The organism is Sphingobium sp. RSMS (assembly GCF_005406185.4).
Lineage (GTDB): Bacteria > Pseudomonadota > Alphaproteobacteria > Sphingomonadales > Sphingomonadaceae > Sphingobium > Sphingobium fuliginis.
In genome coordinates, this window is record NZ_CM191257.1 from 316,120 (window position 1) to 337,452 (window position 21,333).

Here is a 21,333-nt window from a genome sequence, read left to right on the forward strand (position 1 = left end):
CTCAGGCGGCCAGGACCGCCGCCGCAAAAGCCGGCGCGGCCTGCCGTGCAGAAGGTGACGCGCGTCGCCGGCTGATGCGCAGGCGATAGACCGGCGTTTCCTGCGGAATGGGGTCGAACGTCAGCGCCGCGACCATCTTGTCATGATAGGCCAGGAACATGCCGATAATGGTGCCTGCGGCCAGCAGGAAGGATCCGATGAAAACAAGTGCTGCGACCAGTGCGAACATATGCAGCTCACTTTCTGTCTTGCCATTTGCACGGCTTGGTTCACTATAGGCAGGCAAACGGCGTGAATCCGCCATTTGTTCCCGATGTTCTCCTTATGTTCCATCCGGAATGGAGAGTCAAGCCCCTTGCATTGATATTCCGACGCCGTTAAAGGCGCGCCCATTCCACATGGGAATCGACATATCCGGTGCTGTGCGTGACGCCCAGTTCCTGATTCCCAGAGGTGTAACCGGAAGGAGAAATATTATGGCGGCTCCTGTCGTCACCATGCATCAATTGATCGAGGCCGGCGCGCATTTCGGCCACCAGACCCACCGCTGGAACCCGCGCATGAAGCCGTACATCTTCGGTGAGCGCAACGGCATCCACATTCTCGACCTGTCGCAGACCGTGCCGCTGTTCGGCCGCGCGCTGGACTTCGTGTCGGCGACCGTCGCCGCCGGTGGCAAGGTGCTGTTCGTCGGCACCAAGCGCCAGGCGCAGGACCCAATCGCCGAAGCCGCCCGCAAGTCGGGCCAGCATTTCGTCAACCATCGCTGGCTGGGCGGCATGCTCACCAACTGGAAGACCATTTCGGGTTCGATCAAGCGTCTGAAGACCCTGGAAGAGAAGCTGTCGGGCGACACCCACGGCTTCACCAAGAAGGAAGTCCTCCAGATGACCCGTGAGCGCGAGAAGCTGGAACTGTCGCTGGGCGGCATCCGCGACATGAACGGCATCCCCGACGTCATGTTCGTGATCGACGCCAACAAGGAAGAACTGGCGATCAAGGAAGCCAACACGCTGGGCATCCCGGTCGTTGCGATCCTCGATTCGAACGTCTCGCCCGACGGCATCGCGTTCCCGGTTCCGGCGAACGATGACGCCAGCCGCGCGATCCGCCTTTACTGCGACGCCGTCGCCGCCGCCGCCACCAAGGGCAACCGCGGTGCGCAGCAGGCTTCGGGCGTCGACCTGGGCGCTCTGGACGAGCCCGAGGCCGAAGAGGTCGTCGCTCAGGCCTGAGACGCGGTCTTCGAACTGCAAAATTGACAGGCTAGGGCGCGCTCCACTGGAACGCGCCCTGCCGTTTTTCTGAAACATTGAACTTTAGGAGCCGAAACATGGCCGAGATTACCGCTGCTGCCGTCAAGGAACTGCGCGACCGTTCGGGCGCGGGCATGATGGATTGCAAGAAGGCGCTCACCGAAGCCAATGGCGACATCGAAGCGGCGACCGACTGGCTGCGCGCCAAGGGTCTGGCAGCCGCGCAGAAGAAGTCGAGCCGCACCGCCGCCGAAGGCCTGGTCGGCGTCGCCGTCGCCGGCACCAAGGGCGTGGCCGTCGAAGTGAACAGCGAAACCGACTTCGTCGCCAAGAACGACCAGTTCCAGGATTTCGTCCGCACCGTGTCGGTCATCGCGCTGGAGAACGGCGTGGCCGATGCCGAGGCGCTGTCGAACGCGGCCTATCCCTCGGGCGGCACGGTCGCCGAGAAGCTGGTCGCCAACATCGCCACCATCGGCGAGAACCAGACCCTGCGCCGCGTCGGCCAGGTCGAGGTGAACCAGGGCGTGGTCGTTCCCTATGTCCATAATGCGGCCGCTCCGGGCCTGGGCAAGATCGGCGTGCTGGTTGCGCTGGAAGGCGATGCGCCCGCCGACGTCCTGGAGCCGCTGGGCAAGCAGATCGCGATGCACATCGCCGCTGCCTTCCCGCTGGCGCTGTCGGCCGCCGACATCGATCCGGCCCTGCTGGAGCGCGAGCGCGCCATCGCCGCTGAAAAAGCCGCCGAATCGGGCAAGCCTGCCGAGATCGTCGCCAAGATGGTCGACGGCGCCGTCGCCAAGTTCGCCAAGGAGCAGGCCCTGCTCAGCCAGCTCTTCGTGATGGACAACAAGACCCCGGTTGCCGATGTCGTCGCGAAGGCGGCGAAGGATGCCGGCGCATCGATCACGCTGAAGAACTATGTCCGCTTCCAGCTCGGTGAAGGCATCGAGAAGGAAACGAGCGACTTCGCCGCCGAAGTGGCCGCGGCCGCAGGCGTCTGATCCGATAGTTCGTTCGCTTCGGCGGTGTCGGGAGGCTCAGGCTTCTCGACAAGCCGGAAGCGGGCGCTAAGGAAGTTCGGGGTTTCCAAAACCCCGCTTCACAACATGGCGCGCGCTGCTTAAGGTGCGCGCCATTTCCTTGCCCGATCATAAAAGGAATATTGCCCCGCATGTCTCGCCCAGCCTTCAAGCGCATCCTGCTGAAACTTTCGGGCGAAGTGCTGATGGGGCAGGGGCAGTTCGGCATCGAGCCGGAGACGGTGAACCGCGTCGCGGGCGAGATCGCGGCGGCGAAGGATGCGGGGTTCGAACTGTGCGTCGTCGTTGGCGGCGGCAATATCTTCCGGGGCCTGGCGGGCGCCGCCAAGGGTTTCGACCGGGCGAGCGCCGACTATATGGGCATGCTGGCCACCGTCATGAACGCGCTCGCCGTGCAGAATGCGCTGGAGAAGCTGGGCTACGACACGCGCGTCCAGTCCGCCATTCCGATGGCGTCGGTCTGCGAACCCTATATCCGGCGCAAGGCGGTGCGGCATATGGAGAAGGGACGGATCGTCATCTTCGCGGCGGGCACCGGCAGCCCCTTCTTCACCACGGACACCACGGCGGCGCTGCGGGCGGCCGAAATGGATTGCGACGCCCTGTTCAAGGGGACCAGCGTCGACGGCATCTACAATGCCGATCCCAAGAAGGTGCCGGATGCGGCCCGCTATGAAGCGATCAGCTTCGACCAGGTGCTGAACGACAATCTGAAGGTCATGGACGCGAGCGCCATTGCCCTTTGCCGCGAAAACAATATCCCCATCGTCGTGTTCAACATCCGCGAAACCGGCAATCTGGCCAAGGTGCTGGCCGGGGACGGTGTGGCGACGATCGTGCAAAATCAGGAGCGCTGAAACAAAATGGCTCAATATGACAAGGCCGACCTCGAACGCCGCATGGCGGGTGCCCTGGAATCGCTGAAAGGCGATCTGTCGGGCCTGCGCACGGGCCGCGCCAATATCCAGCTTCTCGATCCGGTGACGGTCGAGGTCTATGGCGCGCATATGCCGCTTAATCAGGTCGCGACCGTTTCCGCGCCCGAACCGCGCATGCTTTCCGTGCAGGTGTGGGACAAGAGCAATGTCGGCCCGGTGGACAAGGCGATCCGTTCGGCGGGGCTGGGCCTTAACCCCATCGTCGACGGCCAGACGCTGCGCCTGCCGATCCCCGACCTGACCGAGGAGCGCCGCAAGGAACTCGCCAAGCTCGCCAGCAAATATGCCGAGGGCGCCCGGATCGCCGTCCGCAATGTCCGCCGCGACGGCATGGACAGCCTGAAGACCGACGAGAAGAAGGGCGAGATCAGCGAGGACGAGCGCAAGCGCAAGGAAACCGAAGTCCAGAAGCTGACCGACAGCACCATCGCGGACATCGACGCGGCGGCTGCGGCGAAGGAAAAGGAAATTCTCGGTCAGTGATCCGGGGCTTTCCTTTCGCGGCCAAAGCACGCATTCCTGTCTGATGGCCACCCAAGCCAAAACCGATCTGACCAGCGGCGCGCCAGCCCATGACGCGCGTCCCAAGGATGTTCCGCCAGGAACGGCCATGCCTCGTCACGTCGCCATCATCATGGACGGCAATGGACGCTGGGCGAAGAAGCGCTTCCTGCCCCGCATCGCCGGCCATCGCGCAGGGGTGGAGGCGGTGCGCCGCGTCGCCCGCGCCGCGCGGGAACTGGGTCTGGAATGCCTGACGCTCTACGCCTTTTCCTCGGAAAACTGGAAGCGTCCGGCCGGCGAAGTGGCGGACCTGATGGGCCTGCTGCGTCATTTCATCCAGTCCGACCTTGACGAATTCCATGCCAATGGCGTGCGGCTGCGCATCATCGGCAATTATCGGGCACTCGATCCTGCGCTGGTGGCGCTGATCGACAATGCGGTGGCGCGGACTGCGGGGAATAGCGGGCCGATCATCGCCATAGCGCTCAACTATGGCGCGCAGGACGAGCTGGTGCGCATGGCGCAGACGCTGGCGCGCCGCGTGGCCGCCGGCGAGATCGCGGCGGAGGAGATCGGCCTCGCCGATGTGGATGCGGCGCTCTACACTGCAGACCTGCCGCCGCTCGACCTGATGATCCGCACCTCGGGCGAGCAGCGGCTCAGTAATTTCATGCTATGGCAGGCCGCCTATGCGGAGCTTTATTTCACCGACATGCTGTGGCCGGATTTCGACGGGCGGGCGCTGGCTGCCGCACTGGACGCTTTCCGCCTGAGGGACCGCCGTTTCGGCGGGCTGTGACAGGCATGTCGAGCGAGCTTCGCACCCGCGCCATCGTCGGCGTCGTGCTCATCCTCGTAGCGTTGGCGGCCCTGTTTTCGGGCGGCTTCCTTTTCTGGATGCTGCTGTCCGTGGCGGGCGTGCTGATGCAGGGGGAGTGGGGCGACCTGACCGGAGCCACGCCGGAGAACCGCAAGCTGGCGATGTTCGCCGTCTCGGTGCCGCTGGCGATCCTTTGCCCGGCGGCGGCCGGCGTGTCCTGGCTCGCCTTCACATTGATGGCGGCCGCCTTCTTCTTCGTCGCGCTGGTGGGCCGGTCGGTCAAGTTGGCGCTGGGCGTGCCCTATATCGTCGTGCCGGTGATGGCGCTGCTTTTCCTGCGCGAACAGGCGCCCAATCTTCAGGGGTTGCTGCTGACCCTCTGGGCGCTGGGCCTCGTTTGGGCGACCGACATCGGCGCTTATTTCGCCGGCCGCTCCATTGGCGGGCCGAAGCTGGCTCCGCGCGTCAGCCCGTCCAAGACCTGGGCCGGCCTTGGCGGTGGCGTGCTGGCGGCGCTGACCGTGGGTTTCCTGCTCTACCGGTTCGCGGACCTGCCGGTTCAGCTTGCCGCGGCAAGCGGCCTGCTGGCGGTCGCCGCGCAGCTGGGCGACCTGTTGGAAAGCTGGATGAAGCGCCGTGCAGGGGTGAAGGATAGCGGTACGCTGCTGCCCGGCCATGGTGGGGTGATGGATCGGTTGGACGGGGTGGTCGCCGCCGCGCCGCTGGCCGCGATCTGCTATATGATCCTGGTGCAATTGCCATGAAGAAGGTGTCGATCTTCGGCGCGACCGGATCGGTCGGCATGTCCACGCTGGACCTGATCCAGCGCGATCCGGACAGCTATAGCGTCGTTGCGCTGACCGCGCATGGCGATGTGGCGGGTCTGGCCGCCGCCGCGCGGCAGAGCAATGCCGCGATCGCGGTGATCGGGGACGAGACGCGCTATGACGCGCTGAAGGATGCGCTGCGCGGTTCCGGGACGGAGGCGGCGGCCGGCCAAGGCGCGTTGGTCGACGTGGCCGGTGCAGGCGCGGACTGGAGCATGGCCGCCATCGTCGGTTGCGCGGGGCTGCGTCCGACCATGGCGGCGTTGAAGGCGGGTGGCACGGTCGCGCTCGCCAACAAGGAATCGCTGGTGTCGGCGGGCGCGCTGATGATGGACGCGGTCGGTGCGTCGGGCGCGACGCTGCTGCCGGTCGACAGCGAACATAATGCCATATTCCAGTGCCTTGCGGGCAGTCGCATGGAAGATGTCGCAAGGATCACCCTGACCGCGAGCGGCGGCCCCTTCCGCACCCGCAGCCGGGAGGAGATGCGCGGCATCACCCCCGCGCAGGCCGTCGCCCATCCCAACTGGTCCATGGGCGCGAAGATCAGCGTCGACAGCGCGACGATGATGAACAAGGGGCTGGAACTGATAGAGGCGGCGCATCTCTTCCCAGTCGGGCTCGACCGGATCGAGATCCTCGTCCATCCGCAATCGGTCATCCACTCCATGGTCGAATATCGCGACCGCTCAACCCTGGCGCAGCTTGGCTCGCCCGATATGCGCATCCCCATCGCCCATGCGCTGGCCTGGCCCGATCGGATCGCCACCCCTTGCCAGCCGCTGGACCTCGCCCGGATCGGCCGCCTGGATTTCGAGGCGCCGGATGAGCATCGCTTCCCCGCGCTGCGGCTGACCCGGCAGGCGGCGGAGGCGGGCGGCGCCGCGCCCGCCATATTGAACGCTGCCAATGAGGTCGCCGTCGCCGCCTTCCTCAAAGGCGCCATAGGCTTCCTTGATATCGCCATGATTGTGGAGGATGTCCTGAACCGCTATAGCGCGCCTGTGCCCCGCCAGATCGACGATGTGCTGGAAGCGGATGCGCAGGCGCGTAATATGGCTGCACAAGTGATGGAAAGATTGACCGCTTGATCCAGAATCCCGGTTTCCTGTTGACCGTAGTCGCATTTGTGGCGGTCATCGGACCGCTCGTCTTCGTGCATGAGCTGGGCCATTATCTGGTGGGCCGCTGGTGCGGGGTGAAGGCGGAGGCCTTTTCCATCGGATTCGGCCCGGAAATCGCGGCCTGGGTGGACAGGCGCGGCACCCGCTGGCGCCTGGGGGCGCTGCCGCTGGGCGGCTATGTGCGTTTCAAGGGCGACATGAACGCGGCGAGCCTGACCGATCCCAGCTGGCTGGAAATGCCCGCCGCCGAACGGGCCGAGAGCTTCCCTGCCAAGCCGCTATGGCAGCGGGCGGCCATCGTCGCGGCCGGGCCGGCGATCAACTTCCTCTTCGCCATGGCGATCCTTGCAACCTTCGCCTTCGTCCATGGCGAGAGCCGTACCCCCGCGGTCGCCGGGCAGGTGCAGCCCGGCAGCGCGGCAGCGGCGGCTGGCATCGTCGCGGGCGACCGCATCGTCTCGCTCAACGGGCGGGAAATGACGACCTTCGACGATATTCGCCTGTTCGCGCAGATCCGCCCCGGCGAACCCGTCACCATCGTGATCGACCGCCGGGGCAAGCTGTTCGAGAAGCAGGGCAAGGTCGGCGCGGTCGAGGAAGATGACGGCTTCGGCAACAAGTTCCGCATCGGACGGCTGGGCATCGCGCCGGGTGAGCCGGTGATCGAGCCCGTCAGCCTGGCCCGCGCGCCGGTCGTCGCCGTGGAGCGGACGGGGCAGATCATCCGCACCATGGTGGAGACGCTGGGCCAGATCGTGGGGGGCGGCCGATCGGTCAAGGAACTGGGCGGCCCGCTCAAGATCGCGGAGGTTTCCGGTCAGGCGGCGACGCTGGGGGTGGAGAGTTTCGTCTTCTTCATGGCGCTCATCTCGATTAACTTGGGGTTCATCAACCTCTTGCCAATCCCGATGCTGGATGGCGGGCATCTGCTGTTCTACGGGGTGGAGGCGATACAGCGGCGACCGGTCAGTCCGCAGGTGCAGGAATGGGCCTATCGCTCGGGCCTGGCGGTCCTGCTGGCGATGATGGTGCTGGTAACATTCAACGATTTATCCTCTTTCGGCCTCTGGGATCGTCTGTCCGGCTTGATCGGCTGAGCCGTATCGGGCAGGAGGACGCGATTTGGCGCCGTCTTTCCGGATGTGAACGGAATGGGTCCGGCGTGAACGACATGTTGCTTTTTTGTAGAAGGTGGAGCGGGTGACAGCGATGATGAGCAGCAACAGGCAGCGCCCGGTCGTCGTGGCCCTGTTGGCGACGACGATGATCGCGGGCATGTCTGCGATCCCGGCGATGGCTCAAAATGCCCCGCCGGCTGCCGCGCCTGCGCCCGTTCCGGCAGTCGCGCCAGCGGCCGGAACCATCCGCACCATCTCCGTCACTGGCCAGCAGCGCCTGGAGCCGGATACGGTGCTGTCCTACACCAAGCTGCGGATCGGCCAGCCCTTCACCCAGGAATCGCTCGACCAGGCGCTGCGCGACCTTTACGAGACGGAGCTGTTCGCCGACGTCCAGATTCGCAACGACAATGGCGCGCTGACCGTCGAGGTTAAGGAAAACCCGGTCATCAACCGCATCGTCCTTGAAGGTAATAAGCGCCTCAAGGAAGACAAGATACGTCCCGAAATAAAACTGGCTCCGCGCCAGATCTACACCCGCTCGAAAGTGCGCGCCGACGTGGCCCGCATCATCGAGCTGTATCGCCGGCAGGGCCGCTTCGCCGCCACGGTCGAACCGAAGATGGTGCAGCTTGACCAGAACCGCGTCGACATCGTCTTCGAAATTTCCGAGGGGCCGAAATCCAAGGTCCGCCAGATCAACATCATCGGCAATGAGAAGTTCAAGGACGGCGAACTGCGCAGCCAGATGGTGACCAAGCAATCGCGCTGGTTCCGCATCTTCTCGTCGGGCACCAGCTACGATCCGGATCGTCTGGCCTATGACCAGCAGAAGCTGCGCCAGTTCTACCTGACCGAAGGCTATGCCGATTTCCGCGTGATCTCCGCCGTGGCGGAACTGACGCCGGACAAGCAGGACTTCATCATCACCTATGTGGTCGAGGAAGGGCAGCGCTACAAATTCGGTGATGTGAAGGTCAACAGCGACATTCGCGACCTGTCCGGCGATTCGCTGACCAAGATGCTGCCGATGAAGAAGGGCGACTGGTACAACGCCAAGCAGGTCGAGGATACGGTCGACACGCTGAGCGAAACGGCGGGCCTGTTCGGCTATGCCTTCGCGGACGTCCAGCCGGACTTCCAGCGCGACAAGGACACGCTGACGATGGGGATCGACTTCCGCATCGCCAATGCGCCGCGCGTCTATGTCGAGCGGGTCGACATCAACGGCAACACGCTGACCCAGGACAAGGTCGTGCGCCGCGAATTCCGCCTGGCGGAGGGCGATGCGTTCAACAGCTTCCTGGTCAAGCGGTCGAAGGACCGCATCAATTCGCTGGGCTTCTTCCAGGAAAAGCTGGACATCGAGCAGAAGCCGGGTTCCGCGCCGGACCGCATCGTCCTGGAAACCAATGTGCAGGAAAAATCGACCGGCGAATTGTCGCTTTCGGCCGGCTTCTCCTCGCTGGAGCGTTTCATCGTCGCGGCGTCGATCACCCAGCGCAACTTCCGCGGCAAGGGCCAGGAACTGCGCACCAGCGTCAATTATTCGGCTTATTCCAAGTCGGTGGAAGTGGGCTTCACCGAGCCCTATTTCATGGACAAGAATATCGCGCTGGGCGGCGACATCTATCGCCGCGACCTCAACAGCTTCCGTTATCTGAACAATAACGACCGCGACACGACCTATGAACAGACGACGACCGGCTTCCAGCTTCGCGCCGGCGTGCCGATCACGGAATATATGTCGCTGGCCCTGCGTTACACGTTGAATCTGGACGACGTGACGCTCGACAAGGATACCTACTACTCCGATCCCGATGGCGCAGGTCCGCTGGGACTTCAGTGCGATCCGCTGCTGGCCGGACGCTATCTTTGCGACGCCATCGGCAAGCGGACGACGTCGTCGCTGGGCTATTCTCTGATCTACGATACCCGCGACAACCGCATTCGTCCGACAAGGGGCCATAATGTCGTTCTCAGCCAGGATTTCGCGGGTCTGGGCGGCAGCGTCAAATATGTGCGCACGCGGTTGAACGGCTCCAAATATTGGCCTGTCGGCGGCGGGTTCATCTTCTCCGTCTCTGCGGAGGGCGGCTATATCCACAGCCTTGAAGGCGACCGCCGGGACGCTTCGAACGAGCTGGTCGACAAGGTTCGCCTGACTGATCGCTTCTTCCTGGGCAATCCGCAGATTCGCGGCTTCGATATTCGCGGCATCGGCCCGCGCGTGAAGCGCTATTACCTGCAGTCGCAGACCGACTCGAGCGGCAATACCACCTATGTGCGGGGCGAAGGGAACAATAATGTTTCCGACGACGCCTTGGGCGGCAAGGTCTATTATCTGGCGCGGGCGGAGATGGAAATTCCGCTGGGCTCGGGTGCGCGTGAAATGGGCCTGCGTCCCTCGATTTTCGCGGACGTCGGTGCGGTTGCCGGATTGCGCAATCCCCGCACGACGAATTCGAACGGCATCTGCGCCGACAACACGACCGGTTCGCGCAGCGAGGCGGGGACTCCCGGCACATGCGGGACCAACCAGACCCTCATCATCGGACCGTTCGAGGAGGAATATCTGGGCGATACGCTGAAACCGCGTGTCGCCGTGGGCTTCGGCGTCAACTGGAACTCGCCCTTTGGGCCGTTCCGCATCGACATCGCCAAGGCCCTGCTCAAGGAACCAGGGGACGACACTCAGCTCATTAGCTTCAACGTAGGGACTCAATTCTGATGAAGACGATTTTCAAGGCTGCGGCGCTGGTTCTCGCGCCGATGACCGCCATGGCGCTGACCAGTGTCCCGGCCGCTGCCCAGTCGAAGACCGGCATCGCCGTCGTCGACCTGCAACGCGCCGTCGCCACCAGCTCGGCCTATTCGACCGCGCGCACGCAGATCCAGACCACCTACAAGGCGCAGATCGACGGCTTTACCGCACGCAAGAATGCGATCGACGCCGATCTCAAGGCCAAGGGCACGGCCCTGGAAGCCGCGATGAAGGCAGCCGGTGGCAAGCCGACCCCGGCGATCCAGACCCAATATGAGGCCTATCAGAAGGCCGGTCAGGACGGCCAGGCCGAACTGCAGCGCCTGGGTCAGCCGATCGCTCTCGCCAACGCCTATGTCGAGGAGCAGATTTCGGCCAAGCTGTCGGATGCGCTGAAGTCCGCGATGACCAAGGCGAAGGTCGACCTGATCCTGTCGCCTGACGCGACCGTGTCCTATCAGCCGACCGTCGACATCACCCAGTCGGTGGTGACCGAACTCAACGCGCTGGTGCCCAGCGTCGGCATCACCCCGCCAGCCGGCTGGCAGCCGGGCCGTCAGGGCCAGGCCGCTGCCGCTCCGGCCGCTGCTCCCGCCAATCCGTCGCAGCAGCCGACCTCGCGCTGATCGCTTGATGACGGTTCAGTCTGACAATGCTGCCGCCGCCATCGGCCCCATCGATATTCGTGGGGTGATGGCGGCGCTGCCGCACCGTTATCCGATGCTGCTCGTCGACCGCGTGATTTCGCTCGTGCCGAACAGCACGATTCACGCGGTCAAGGCGGTGTCGATCAACGAGGATTTCTTCCAGGGGCATTTCCCCGGCCGGCCGATCATGCCCGGCGTATTGATCGTCGAAGCCATGGCGCAGGCCGCTGGCGTGCTGACGGTCGAAACCATGGACCTTCGCGGTTCGGGCAAGCTCGTCTATTTCATGAGCATCGACGGGGCGAAGTTCCGCAATCCGGTAGAACCGGGCTGCCTGCTCGACCTGCATGTCGATCTGGTCCAGATTCGCGGCCGCGTCTGCAAGTTCACGGGCAAGGCGATGGTCGAGGGCAAGCTCTGCGCCGAGGCCAGTTTCGTCGCTATGATTGCCGACCCGCCGGTGGACTGAAACGCGGCGGTGATCCGGACTTTCCTGCCACTTCCTCCACAGCCGGAATGACGGGTCGACTGATACAGGGAACCGCCTGTTCTTCCCCTTGCTTTTGCGCGCATTCCCATGTAACCGCGCGCCTTCGCAGATTTTCGCATCCATGGCCGGTCGGAAACCGGCCCCTGAACGGAGCAGACCCATGAAGGCCGATACGCATCCCGATTACCACTTCATCACCGTCCAGATGACCGACGGCACGACGTTCCGCACCCGCTCGACCTGGGGCAAGGAAGGCGACACGCTGGCGCTCGACATCGATCCCAAGTCGCACCCGGCCTGGACCGGCGGCACCCGCCAGCTTGAGCAGGGCGGCCAGGTGGCACGCTTCAACAAGCGCTTCGGCGGCCTGACGCTGAAGAAGTAATCGGCCTTCAAGTGAAGGATAGGGAAGGGCGCCTCCTGGGGCGCCCTTTTTATTTGGCTGGTAGAGGCGGGTTTTCGCCAGAAGCGGACATTGACGCTTGCCCCCCTTAAGGGGAGAGGGGCGTGCCTCACGCGCAGTCTCAGCCTATGGGCACTTCCCATACCCACCCTTCAAACGAGTTACATGCCTTGTTTGAACCTGAAGGGAAGGGGCTTAATGGTGGCTGACCATCCCTATCAGCCATCCCGGGCATCATCCCGCCGCCATGCGATCCTCGTCCAGGAACGCGGCGACATCATCCAGCACGACATCCTTCGACAGGAAGGTCTGCCCGATTCCCCGCGCCAGCAGGAAGGGCAGGGTGCCTGCCGCCATCTTCTTGTCGTGCAGCATATGCGCGACCAGCGCCGCGCCGTCCGCCTTCACATGCGCGCTGGCGAGGTCGTGCGGCAGGCCGACGGCTTTCAGATGCGCCGTCACCCGCTCCGCATCCTCCGCCGGGCACAGGCCGCGCCGCGCCGAATAGCGGAAGGCAAGAGCCATCCCCGCCGCGACGCCCTCGCCATGGAGCAGAAGATCCGAAAAGCCGGTATCCGCCTCCAGCGCATGGCCGAAGGTATGGCCAAGGTTCAGCAAGGCCCGCCGTCCGGATGTCTCCCGCTCGTCATCGGCAACAATGGCCGCCTTGGCGGCCACGCTGCGTTCGATGGCATATTCGCGGGCCTGGACGTCGCCGGACAGCAGCCTGTGCCCTTCCGCCTCGCACCAGGCGAAAAAGGCGGGATCGTCGATCAGGCCATATTTCACCACCTCGGCATAACCGGCCCGCGTCTCCCGCGCCGGCAGCGTGTCGAGCGTCGAGGGATCGATCAGCACCAGCGAGGGCTGGTAGAAGCTGCCGACCAGATTCTTGCCGGCCTTCGCATTGATCGCGGTCTTTCCGCCGACGGAACTGTCCACCTGCGCCAGCAATGTCGTGGGCAACTGGATGAAATGGCAGCCGCGTTTCAGGATCGAGGCGGCAAAGCCCACCAGATCGCCGATCACCCCGCCGCCGAGCGCCACCACATGGTCGCCGCGCTCTATCTCCAGCGCCAGCAGCGCATCGAGCAGTTCTTCAAGGTGGCGCCAGCTCTTGGTCTGCTCTCCCGGTGGCAGGACCACCGCTTCTACCGCCACATTGGCGGCCCGCAGGCTCGCTTCCAGGCGGGGCAGTTGCGCGGCGGCGACATGCCGATCGGTCACCACCACCAGCCGTCCCTGGCGCGCATAGCCTGCCAGATGCGTTGCCGCCCGGTCCAGCACGCCCTGTTCGATCAGAATGTCGTAGCTGCGCGAATCCAGCGCGACGCGGACTATGGCCATTGGGAAAGCTGCTCCATGATGCTGTCGACCGCCACGTCATGCGGCGCGGCGGCGCTTTTCACATGAATGGGGCAGAGTGCGTAAACCGGATTGCGGATCGCGGCCAGCTCGGTCAGCACGACGCGCGGGTCCTTGCCCTTCAGCAGCGGCCGTCCCTCGCGCCGCGACACCCGGTCGACCAGCGTGTCGATGTCGGCGTTCAGCCAGATCGCCAGCGCATGCTCCAGGATCAGCGCCCGCGTCTCTTCCTGCATGAAGGCGCCCCCGCCGGTCGCGATGACCTTGGGCTCCCCATCCATCAGCCGGGCGATGACCCGCCGTTCGCCATCGCGGAAATAGGCCTCGCCATAGCGTTCGAACATTTCGGTGATCGTCATGCCCGCGGCCTTTTCGATCTCCTCGTCCGCATCGACGAAGCTCACGCCAAGCCGCGCCGCCAGCCGACGCCCGACGGTCGATTTGCCCACGCCCATCATGCCCACCAGGACGATGGGGCCGCGCTTCGCTTGCGCATTGGCGGATTTGCTGTTTCGCTGCATGGCGAGCGGGGCTATACATCCCCGCGTCGACAAGGCAAATCGCAACTTTCCTTCAGCTTTGACCCAGCCAGAATAGCCAGCCAGAACAGGACTCATGAAGCGCAACCGTTCCTACAGCAGTTTTGAGGGCAGCTCCCGGCGCCGCAAGACGTCCCTGCCGATCATCCCCATCATTGCGGTCCTTGTGCTGGCGGGGATTATCGCCCTGCTCTGGTCGCGCGGCGGCGAAAAGCCGCAGGCCCGCGTGGAAAAGGTCATTCCCGCCGAAAAGCTGGGCCAGTAAACGGCATGGCGCAACGGCGGGTGAATGCGAAATGGGCGCTGGGCACGCTTGCGCTCGCTCTGGCGCTGCCGGTGGTGGCGCAGGAGACGCCCGAATCGCTCCTGCCGCCCGGCTTCGGCGATGCGCCCGAAACGCCGCAACCCGGCACGCAGCCGCCGCGCCCCGCCCCGGGCACGCCCGCGCCGCCTGTCGGCTCCACGCCCGCCACGCCCATCGTGCCGCCCAGCTTCGCCATCACGGACGAGGCCGGGGACAATGCGGCGGAACCGATGAGCGAGGAGGAGCTGGCCGCCGAAAAGCAGAAATACGACCTGCCGGAAAACGCCCATCGCTCACTCGATCGCGTTGGGCCGCTGACGCCGGAGCAGCGGGGGCTGGCTCCCAATGCCTTCGGCGCGCAGTCGGGCCAGTTCCTTGCTGCATTGATGAAGGAAACGCGGGCGCCGATCACCTCCCGCTGGGCGTCGATCCTGCTGCGCCGGGCGCTCTTGTCCGCGACCGATACGCCCCGCGACATCGACGGCGCCGATTGGGTGGCCGAACGCGCCTGGCTGCTGCTGCGCATGGGGGAGGCGGACAGCGCCCGCCTGCTGGTGCAGAGCGTCGATTCCGACCGGTTCACCCCCCGCCTCTATGCCATCGCCATGCAGACCTATCTGGCGACGGCCGATCCGGCGGGACTGTGTCCGCTGTCGGCGGGCGCGCTGCGGTTCAGCAAGGAGCCGGGCTGGGACATGACGCGCGCCATATGCCCGGCGCTTTCAGGGGATCAGGGTTCGGCCAGCGGGGCGCTCAACCAGGCGCAACGGCGGGGCGTGGTGCGCGGCATCGACTATCGGCTGGCGGAAAAGGTCGTGGGCACCGGATTCAACGCCCGCAGGTCGGTGAAGATCGAATGGGACGCGGTGGACCGGCTGACGGCCTGGCGTTTCGGCCTCGCGACGGCGCTCAATGTCGAGATACCCGATGATCTCTATGCCACGGTCGGGCCCCATGTCCGCGCCTGGGAAGCGCGTGCGCCCGCCTTGTCCGCCGTTCGTCGCCTGCCGGGCGCAGAGGTGGCGGCGCGGCTCGGCGTCTTTTCCTCGCAGGCGCTGGTTGGCTTCTACAGCCAGTTGCAATCCGACGGCGACGTGCCCGCCAATGCGGCCGACCGGGTGGACGCGCTGCGCACCGCCTATGCCGGATCGGGGACGGACGAGCGGCTCCAGGCGATGCGGACAGTTTGGCAGAATGAGGCGCGGCCGGATTTCGTCGGCTTGATCGCGACGGCGCGGGCGGCCGCGGCGCTGCCGGTTTCGGAGCTGAGCGCGCGCGATGCCGCCAATCTGGTCGCGGCCATGTTCACCGCCGGTTATGACCGCGGCGCGGCGCAATGGTCGCGGCTTGCGGCGCAGGCGGACGGTGACGGCGCGGCCGACCTTTGGGCCTTGCTGGCGGTCGGTGCGCCGAGCGCGGTGGTGGAGATCGGGTCGGGACGGGTTTCCTCCTTCGCCAAGGATGCCGATCCCCACAAGGCGCAGATGCTGATCGCCGCGCTGGCGGGCCTGTCGCGGCTCAATGCGCAGGACGGTGCGGCCCTGGCGCAGGATCATGGTTTCGATCTGGCTGCCGCCAGCCGCTGGTCGCGCGCCATCGATGCGGCGGCCGGCCGGGGCGAGAAGGGCAGCGTCGCGCTGCTGGCGGCGGTCGGCATGCAGACGGCCGACTGGAACCGGCTCCCGGCCTTCCACCTCTACCACATCGTCGCGGCACTGCATCGGGTCGGGCTGGACCCCGAAGCCCGGATGATCGCCGCGGAGGCGATGACGCGGCTCTGATGGGAGAGGATGCCGCGCTTATCGACCGCTTTCTGGAAATGATGGCGGCCGAACGGGGTGCCTCGCGCAACACGCTGCTGGCCTATCGCGCGGACCTGCAGGGGGCGGCGGACCTTGTCGGCGGCCTGGCGGTCGCCACCAAGGATGGCCTGGCGGAACTGGCGACGGCCTGGGCGGAACTGGCGGCCTCTTCCGTCGCCCGCAAGTCTTCCGCCCTGCGCGCCTTCTACGCCTTTCTGGAGGAGGAGGGGCTGCGCGCCGACAATCCTGCCGCTGCCCTGCCGCGTCCCGTCACCCGCCGGCCGCTGCCCAAGATTCTTTCGACGGGCGAGGTCGAATCCCTGTTCGCCCTGATCGCGGCGAAGCTGGCTGTCGAGCATCCCGCGCCGCTGGACCTGCGGCTGTCCGCGCTGATCGAGCTGCTTTACGGATCGGGGCTGCGGGCGACGGAACTGGTGTCGCTGCCGCGCCGCGCCCTGGCATCCGACCGGCCCTTCCTGATCCTGAGGGGGAAGGGCGGGCGCGAGCGGCTGGTGCCGATTTCAGACCGCGCCCGCGCCGCCGTGGCGGCCTGGCTGCCGCATGTTCCGGCCGACAGCCCCTGGCTCTTTCCGTCGGGCAAGAGCCATGTCAGCCGGATCCGACTCTATCAGATGGTGAAGGCGCTGGCCGCCGCTGCCGGCATCGCGCCGGATCGGGTCAGCCCCCATGTGCTGCGCCATGCCTTCGCCACGCATTTGCTGGAAGGCGGGGCGGACCTGCGCGCGCTGCAATCCATGCTGGGCCATGCCGACATCGGCACCACGCAAATCTATACCCATGTCGACAGCCGCAGGCTGGTCGAACTGGTCAACAGCCGCCATCCGCTGGCTTCCATGACGCATCGGCGCGTTGACGGCGAAGCGTCTGCGCCCTAACGCCATGCGCCATGGTTAGTTTTCTCGAATTCGAAAAGCCGATTGCCGAACTCGAAGCGCGCATCATCGAATTGCGCGCGACCGCCAATGCGGGCGACATCGACATCAGCGGCGAGATCGACAAGCTGGAGCAGCGCGCCTCCAAAATGCTGGTCGACACCTATGCGAAGCTGTCGCCCTGGCAGAAGACGCAGGTCGCCCGCCATCCCGACCGTCCGCATTTCAAGGATTATGTCGCGGGCATGTTCGACAATTTCATGCCCCTGGCCGGCGACCGCGCCTTTGCCGACGATCAGGCGATCATCGGCGGTTTCGCCACGCTGGGCGAGCGGCGCGTGGTGGTGATCGGCCATGAGAAGGGGGACGACACCGCAAGCCGCGTCCGCCATAATTTCGGCATGGCCAAGCCGGAGGGCTATCGCAAGGCGATCCGCCTGATGCAGCTGGCCGACCGTTTCGGCCTGCCGGTGGTGACGCTGGTCGATACGTCGGGCGCTTTCCCCGGCGTGCAGGCGGAGGAGCGCGGTCAGGCGGAGGCGATCGCCCGTTCGACGGAACAATGCCTGGCGCTGGGCGTGCCGATGGTGGCCGCCGTGGTGGGTGAGGGCGGCTCCGGCGGTGCGGTGGCGCTGGCGGCGGCCAATCGCGTGCTGATGTTCGAACATGCCGTCTATTCGGTGATCTCTCCCGAAGGTTGCGCCTCCATCCTCTGGCGCACGGCGGAAAAGGCGAGCGACGCCGCGACCGCCATGCAGGTGACGGCGCAGCATCTGAAGGCGCTTGGCGTCATCGACCGGATCGTGCCGGAGCCGGTCGGCGGCGCCCATCGCGAGCCGGTGCAGGCCATCGCCAATCTGGGCGCGGCGATCGGGGAGGAACTGGATTCGCTCTCGGGTCTTGGCGGCGATGCGCTGCGTACCGATCGCGCCGACAAGTTTCTGGCGATCGGCGTCTGACCGCGCGATCCTCTGTTTCGGGGAACATCCGCCTGCTATTGCTCGTTACGCGAAGGTAACAGGGGTAGCAGGAGGCGCCGTGAAACGAACATCATCTCTGGCTCTCGCCGGGCTGGGCCTGATCGTCCTGACGGCCGCGCCGTCCGCAGACGGCCAGCAGCGGGCGATTCGTACGGTTTCGTCGATCAGCCCGCAGGAAAAGGAAGCGGGCGCCAAGCAGCATCCCCAGCTCCTCAACGAATTTGGCGGCGCCTATGCCGGGCCGCAGGCGAAATATGTGGAGGGCGTGGGCCGACGCATCGCGGTCCAGTCCGGCCTGTCCAATGCGCAGGGGGACTTCACCGTCACCCTGCTCAATTCGCCGGTGAACAACGCCTTCGCCATTCCGGGCGGCTATGTCTATGTGACGCGCCAGCTCATGGCGCTGATGAACGACGAGGCGGAGCTGGCCGGCGTGCTCGGTCATGAGATCGGCCATGTCGCGGCGCAGCATGGCCAGAGGCGGCAGCAGGCGGCGCAGCGCAACGCCATTGGCGGTACCCTGTTGCAGGTGCTGACGGGCGCTCTGCTGGGCGATTCGGCGCTCACCGGCATGTTGCAGAAGGGGATTGGACAAGGCAGCCAGTTGCTGACGCTCAAATTCTCGCGCAGCCAGGAATATGAGGCGGACGATCTGGGTATCCGCTATCTTGCGTCGGGCGGTTACGATCCCAAGGCCCTGTCATCCATGCTGGCCTCGCTCGCGGCGCAGAGCAGCCTGGATGCCCGGGTCGCCGGCAGCTCCCGTTCGGTGCCGGAATGGGCAAGCACCCATCCCGACCCCGCCTCGCGCGTTGGCCGCGCGTCACGCAATGCAGCCGGCAGCGGCTCGACCAGCACGGTCCGCAACCGGGACGCGTTCCTGAACGCCCTCAACGGCGTTCTCTATGGCGACGATCCGAAACAGGGCGTGATCGAGGGCAGCCGCTTCCGCCATCCCGATTTGCGGGTCAGCTTCACCGCGCCATCGGGCTTCGGCATGGAAAATGGCGCGAGCGCCGTCAGCGTCGTGGGGTCGGGCGGCCAGGCGCAGTTCAGCGCCGCACCCTATTCGGGCGATCTGTCCGCCTATATCGACTCGGTGTTCGCGAAGCTGGGCGACGGCAATGGCGGCGTTCCGGCCGGAGAGGTGCGGCGCACCACCGTCAACGGCCTGCCCGCAGCCTGGCGCACCGTTCGCGCCAGCACCCAGTCCAGCCAGGTGGATGCGACGGTTTTCGCTTATGATTTCGGCGGCGGGAAAGCCTATCATTTCCTGCTGCTGACGGCGGCGGGGCAGGGGATCGGTCCCTTTTCCACCATGGTGCAGTCGGTACAACGTCTTTCGGCCCAGGACGCGGCGGCGATCAAGCCTCGCCGGGTCGATGTCGTGACTGTAAAGGCTGGCGACACCATCCAGTCCCTGGCCAGGCGCATGGCCTATACGGATTATCCGGTGGACCGGTTCCTGACGATCAACGCCCTGACGGCGAATAGCGTGCTGCGTCCCGGGCAGCGGGTCAAGATCGTGACCTGGTGAAGCTGGGCGCAATGAAAAGGGCGACGGAATTGCTTCCGTCGCCCTTTTTAAAACTAAAGCCTAAGCTTAGTTGGTCAGGCTGTTCGACACCTTGTTGAAGGTGTTGGTGAGCTTGCCGCCCAGGCTGGTCATGGCGCCGATGGCGGCGACGGCGATGAGCGCGGCGATCAGGCCATATTCAATGGCGGTCGCACCCTTTTCATTCTTCATCATCTTGCGGATGAACTGCATTGGAAGTCTCCTTGCGTCAAATTTCACGTTTAACTACCCGGCCGCCCCCCGCTTGGAATGAAGGTCAGCTTCGGACGGTGTAGAGAGTGCGGGTTGATAAAGATTTAATGGAGCGAAACAGGTGTCAGACATAAATGGTTAATGCGCCAGGACTTCCGTCGCGACATTGTTCCACATGCCGATGGTCTTGTTCGCGACGTTCGACAGGGCGCCGATGATGGCCAGGCAGATGAGGGCGAGGATCAACCCATATTCCACCGCCGTCGCTCCGCGCTGGCAGTAGATCAGCTTCCAGAAGCTGAAATTTTTGAATAATGCCCGCATGCCGCACCCCATTTACACACAGCCCCGGATGCCCTTGTAAAAGGGGCAGAGTTAACAAACCCCTCAAGCGGAACCATTATGACGATAATTTCTCCTCTGCTGGTGGTCGCCGCCGCCCTGGTCGACGCGGATGGCCGCGTGCTGTTGCAGCAGCGGCCGCCAGGCAAGCCGATGGCGTATCTCTGGGAGTTTCCCGGTGGCAAGGTCGAGCCGGGGGAAGCGCCTGAAACCGCGCTGATCCGGGAACTGGAGGAGGAATTGGGCATTCGCACCCATGCGAGCTGCCTGGCGCCCGCGACCTTCGCGAGCGAGCCGCTGGGCGACCGCCATCTGCTGCTGCTGCTTTATGTCTGCCGCAAGTGGCAAGGAATAGCGGAAGCGCGTCATGCGACCGCGCTGCAATGGGTCAGGCCGGCGCAAATGTATGCGCTGGAGATGCCGTCGGCCGACCTGCCGCTGATCGGTTTGCTCGATTCGCTGATTTAAATGGGCTGAATGACGCCTGCTCCCGTCTTCGCATGAGCACAATGTCCCAGCGCTGATCCGAAGCGTCAGTGGCGGGGCAGGCATGCCGGATAGGCCCGCCCGCCCGTGATCCCTTATTCTTCCGCAGCCTTGCTCTGCAGCTGGATATAGTTCTGGATGCCCATGCGCTCGATCATCTCGAACTGGGTTTCCAGCGTGTCGACATGCTCTTCCTCGCTTTCGAGGATATGCTGGAACAAATCCCGGCTCACATAGTCACGGATCGATTCGCAATAGGCGATGGCGTCCTTCAGCACCGGCAGGGCTTCATATTCCAACTCGAGGTCGGCTTTCAGGATTTCTTCCACCGTTTCCCCGATCTTCAGCCGGCCGAGCAACTGGAAGTTGGGCAGGCCGTCAAGGAACAGAATGCGCTCCGCCAGCTTGTCCGCATGCTTCATCTCATCGATGGATTCTTCATATTCGAACTTGGCCAGCTTCTCGATGCCCCAATGATTCAGCATGCGATAGTGGAGGAAATATTGGTTGATCGCGGTCAGCTCGTTCTTGAGCACCTCGTTCAGATATTCGATAACCTTGGCGTCGCCCTTCATGGCGTTCTTCTCCGGCTGTAGGGGAAAGTGCCGGGATCATAAGCGTTCGGCTTGCGTTTGTTAATCCGCAAAGCCGCAGAAATCCGCCATTTTCTGCTACGCTATTGCGTCAGGTTCGCGTCAATCCGATGCGCTTGCTTCGCAATGGCTTCAAATAGAGGCGCGCTCCGCCGCGATGATCGTGCGGGCGAAGGGCACGCACTGGCCGCATTTGGGCCGCCGGCCAAGGCGCGCATAGGCGCTGCAAGGGGTTGCGCAACCTTCACGGGCGACCTCTTTCAGGTCCTTTTCACGGATGGCATTGCAGACACAGACAACCATGCAAATCTCCTGAGGGGGAGATAG

General features: G+C 64.7%; 25 protein-coding genes. 18 read left to right on the forward strand and 7 right to left on the reverse strand.

The window, feature by feature from the left end; all coding sequences use genetic code 11:
* Window position 1: 1 nt before the first annotated feature.
* The gene (locus EGM87_RS01450) at window positions 2–304 is read right to left on the reverse strand and encodes a hypothetical protein (protein WP_253719109.1); all 303 of its coding nucleotides are present in this window, start codon (window positions 302–304) and stop codon (window positions 2–4) included.
* A gap of 172 nt (window positions 305–476) precedes the next feature.
* Between EGM87_RS01450 and rpsB the strand changes: the two genes are divergently transcribed.
* The 12 genes from rpsB to rpmE all read left to right on the forward strand — a co-directional run bounded on the left by rpsB (window position 477) and on the right by rpmE (window position 11,916).
* Entirely contained in the window at window positions 477–1,235 is a 759-nt protein-coding gene (gene rpsB / locus EGM87_RS01455; protein ID WP_025547855.1) for a 30S ribosomal protein S2, read from the forward strand.
* A 98-nt stretch (window positions 1,236–1,333) separates the two neighbouring features.
* Window positions 1,334–2,260, forward strand: coding sequence for a translation elongation factor Ts (gene tsf / locus EGM87_RS01460; RefSeq protein WP_044661795.1), 927 nt, complete (start codon window positions 1,334–1,336; stop codon window positions 2,258–2,260).
* Window positions 2,261–2,430: 170 nt separating this feature from the next.
* Entirely contained in the window at window positions 2,431–3,156 is a 726-nt protein-coding gene (pyrH, locus tag EGM87_RS01465; protein WP_020821031.1) for a UMP kinase, read from the forward strand.
* Window positions 3,157–3,162: 6 nt separating this feature from the next.
* Window positions 3,163–3,720 (forward strand): ribosome recycling factor, encoded by a 558-nt coding sequence (gene frr / locus EGM87_RS01470; protein ID WP_025547858.1) that lies wholly within the window; start codon window positions 3,163–3,165, stop codon window positions 3,718–3,720.
* A gap of 43 nt (window positions 3,721–3,763) precedes the next feature.
* Complete coding sequence (locus EGM87_RS01475) at window positions 3,764–4,540, forward strand: isoprenyl transferase (RefSeq protein WP_137709244.1); 777 nt, start codon at window positions 3,764–3,766, stop codon at window positions 4,538–4,540.
* A 5-nt stretch (window positions 4,541–4,545) separates the two neighbouring features.
* Entirely contained in the window at window positions 4,546–5,325 is a 780-nt protein-coding gene (locus EGM87_RS01480; protein ID WP_025547861.1) for a phosphatidate cytidylyltransferase, read from the forward strand.
* Window positions 5,322–6,479: a 1-deoxy-D-xylulose-5-phosphate reductoisomerase gene (locus EGM87_RS01485; RefSeq protein ID WP_025547862.1), complete on the forward strand. Its 1,158-nt coding sequence runs from the start codon at window positions 5,322–5,324 to the stop codon at window positions 6,477–6,479. Before EGM87_RS01480 ends, EGM87_RS01485 begins: the two co-directional genes overlap by 4 nt.
* Entirely contained in the window at window positions 6,476–7,609 is a 1,134-nt protein-coding gene (gene rseP, locus EGM87_RS01490) for an RIP metalloprotease RseP (RefSeq protein ID WP_048576149.1), read from the forward strand. Before EGM87_RS01485 ends, rseP begins: the two co-directional genes overlap by 4 nt.
* A gap of 112 nt (window positions 7,610–7,721) precedes the next feature.
* Window positions 7,722–10,361, forward strand: a complete 2,640-nt coding sequence (gene bamA / locus EGM87_RS01495; RefSeq protein WP_137709691.1) for an outer membrane protein assembly factor BamA — start codon at window positions 7,722–7,724, stop codon at window positions 10,359–10,361.
* The gene (locus EGM87_RS01500) at window positions 10,361–11,020 is read left to right on the forward strand and encodes an OmpH/Skp family outer membrane protein (RefSeq protein ID WP_025547868.1); all 660 of its coding nucleotides are present in this window, start codon (window positions 10,361–10,363) and stop codon (window positions 11,018–11,020) included. The genes bamA and EGM87_RS01500 overlap by 1 nt, the downstream gene beginning before the upstream one ends.
* Window positions 11,021–11,027: 7 nt before the next feature.
* Window positions 11,028–11,510 carry a 3-hydroxyacyl-ACP dehydratase FabZ gene (gene fabZ, locus EGM87_RS01505; RefSeq protein WP_025547869.1) on the forward strand — a complete coding sequence of 161 codons (483 nt, stop codon included), beginning with the start codon at window positions 11,028–11,030 and terminating at the stop codon, window positions 11,508–11,510.
* Between the two features lie 181 nt (window positions 11,511–11,691).
* The gene (gene rpmE, locus EGM87_RS01510; RefSeq protein WP_007687040.1) at window positions 11,692–11,916 is read left to right on the forward strand and encodes a 50S ribosomal protein L31; all 225 of its coding nucleotides are present in this window, start codon (window positions 11,692–11,694) and stop codon (window positions 11,914–11,916) included.
* Window positions 11,917–12,168: 252 nt separating this feature from the next.
* On the opposite strand, the gene aroB is transcribed toward rpmE, so the two are convergent.
* Together aroB and EGM87_RS01520 are read right to left on the reverse strand one after the other, a co-directional pair.
* On the reverse strand, window positions 12,169–13,281 hold the full coding sequence (gene aroB / locus EGM87_RS01515; RefSeq protein WP_140041446.1) for a 3-dehydroquinate synthase: 1,113 nt from the start codon (window positions 13,279–13,281) through the stop codon (window positions 12,169–12,171).
* The gene (locus EGM87_RS01520) at window positions 13,272–13,820 is read right to left on the reverse strand and encodes a shikimate kinase (protein ID WP_137709242.1); all 549 of its coding nucleotides are present in this window, start codon (window positions 13,818–13,820) and stop codon (window positions 13,272–13,274) included. The genes aroB and EGM87_RS01520 overlap by 10 nt, the downstream gene beginning before the upstream one ends.
* A 94-nt stretch (window positions 13,821–13,914) precedes the next feature.
* On the opposite strand from EGM87_RS01520, the gene EGM87_RS01525 reads away from it, so the two are divergent.
* The 5 genes from EGM87_RS01525 to EGM87_RS01545 all read left to right on the forward strand — a co-directional run bounded on the left by EGM87_RS01525 (window position 13,915) and on the right by EGM87_RS01545 (window position 19,354).
* Window positions 13,915–14,103, forward strand: coding sequence for a hypothetical protein (locus tag EGM87_RS01525; RefSeq protein WP_044661801.1), 189 nt, complete (start codon window positions 13,915–13,917; stop codon window positions 14,101–14,103).
* A 5-nt stretch (window positions 14,104–14,108) separates the two neighbouring features.
* Window positions 14,109–15,923 (forward strand): hypothetical protein, encoded by a 1,815-nt coding sequence (locus tag EGM87_RS01530; RefSeq protein WP_137709241.1) that lies wholly within the window; start codon window positions 14,109–14,111, stop codon window positions 15,921–15,923.
* Window positions 15,923–16,840 (forward strand): tyrosine recombinase, encoded by a 918-nt coding sequence (locus EGM87_RS01535; protein ID WP_048576144.1) that lies wholly within the window; start codon window positions 15,923–15,925, stop codon window positions 16,838–16,840. The genes EGM87_RS01530 and EGM87_RS01535 overlap by 1 nt, the downstream gene beginning before the upstream one ends.
* 11 nt (window positions 16,841–16,851) lie before the next feature.
* Complete coding sequence (locus EGM87_RS01540; protein ID WP_025547878.1) at window positions 16,852–17,796, forward strand: acetyl-CoA carboxylase carboxyltransferase subunit alpha; 945 nt, start codon at window positions 16,852–16,854, stop codon at window positions 17,794–17,796.
* 79 nt (window positions 17,797–17,875) lie between these two features.
* On the forward strand, window positions 17,876–19,354 hold the full coding sequence (locus tag EGM87_RS01545; protein ID WP_137709240.1) for a M48 family metalloprotease: 1,479 nt from the start codon (window positions 17,876–17,878) through the stop codon (window positions 19,352–19,354).
* Window positions 19,355–19,420: 66 nt separating this feature from the next.
* On the opposite strand, the gene EGM87_RS01550 is transcribed toward EGM87_RS01545, so the two are convergent.
* Both EGM87_RS01550 and EGM87_RS01555 read right to left on the reverse strand, forming a co-directional pair.
* Window positions 19,421–19,585, reverse strand: a complete 165-nt coding sequence (locus EGM87_RS01550) for a Flp family type IVb pilin (RefSeq protein WP_025772654.1) — start codon at window positions 19,583–19,585, stop codon at window positions 19,421–19,423.
* A 138-nt stretch (window positions 19,586–19,723) separates the two neighbouring features.
* Window positions 19,724–19,909 carry a Flp family type IVb pilin gene (locus EGM87_RS01555; protein WP_061938928.1) on the reverse strand — a complete coding sequence of 62 codons (186 nt, stop codon included), beginning with the start codon at window positions 19,907–19,909 and terminating at the stop codon, window positions 19,724–19,726.
* 78 nt (window positions 19,910–19,987) lie between these two features.
* Here EGM87_RS01555 and EGM87_RS01560 point away from each other — a divergent pair, with 78 nt between their 5' ends.
* Entirely contained in the window at window positions 19,988–20,395 is a 408-nt protein-coding gene (locus EGM87_RS01560) for a (deoxy)nucleoside triphosphate pyrophosphohydrolase (protein ID WP_137709239.1), read from the forward strand.
* Window positions 20,396–20,508: 113 nt separating this feature from the next.
* Here EGM87_RS01560 and bfr read toward each other — a convergent pair whose 3' ends face one another.
* Together bfr and EGM87_RS01570 are read right to left on the reverse strand one after the other, a co-directional pair.
* Entirely contained in the window at window positions 20,509–20,988 is a 480-nt protein-coding gene (bfr, locus tag EGM87_RS01565; RefSeq protein ID WP_025547881.1) for a bacterioferritin, read from the reverse strand.
* A gap of 150 nt (window positions 20,989–21,138) precedes the next feature.
* A complete protein-coding gene (locus EGM87_RS01570; RefSeq protein WP_025547882.1) occupies window positions 21,139–21,309 on the reverse strand; it encodes a (2Fe-2S)-binding protein in 171 nt (56 codons plus the stop codon).
* Window positions 21,310–21,333: the final 24 nt, after the last annotated feature.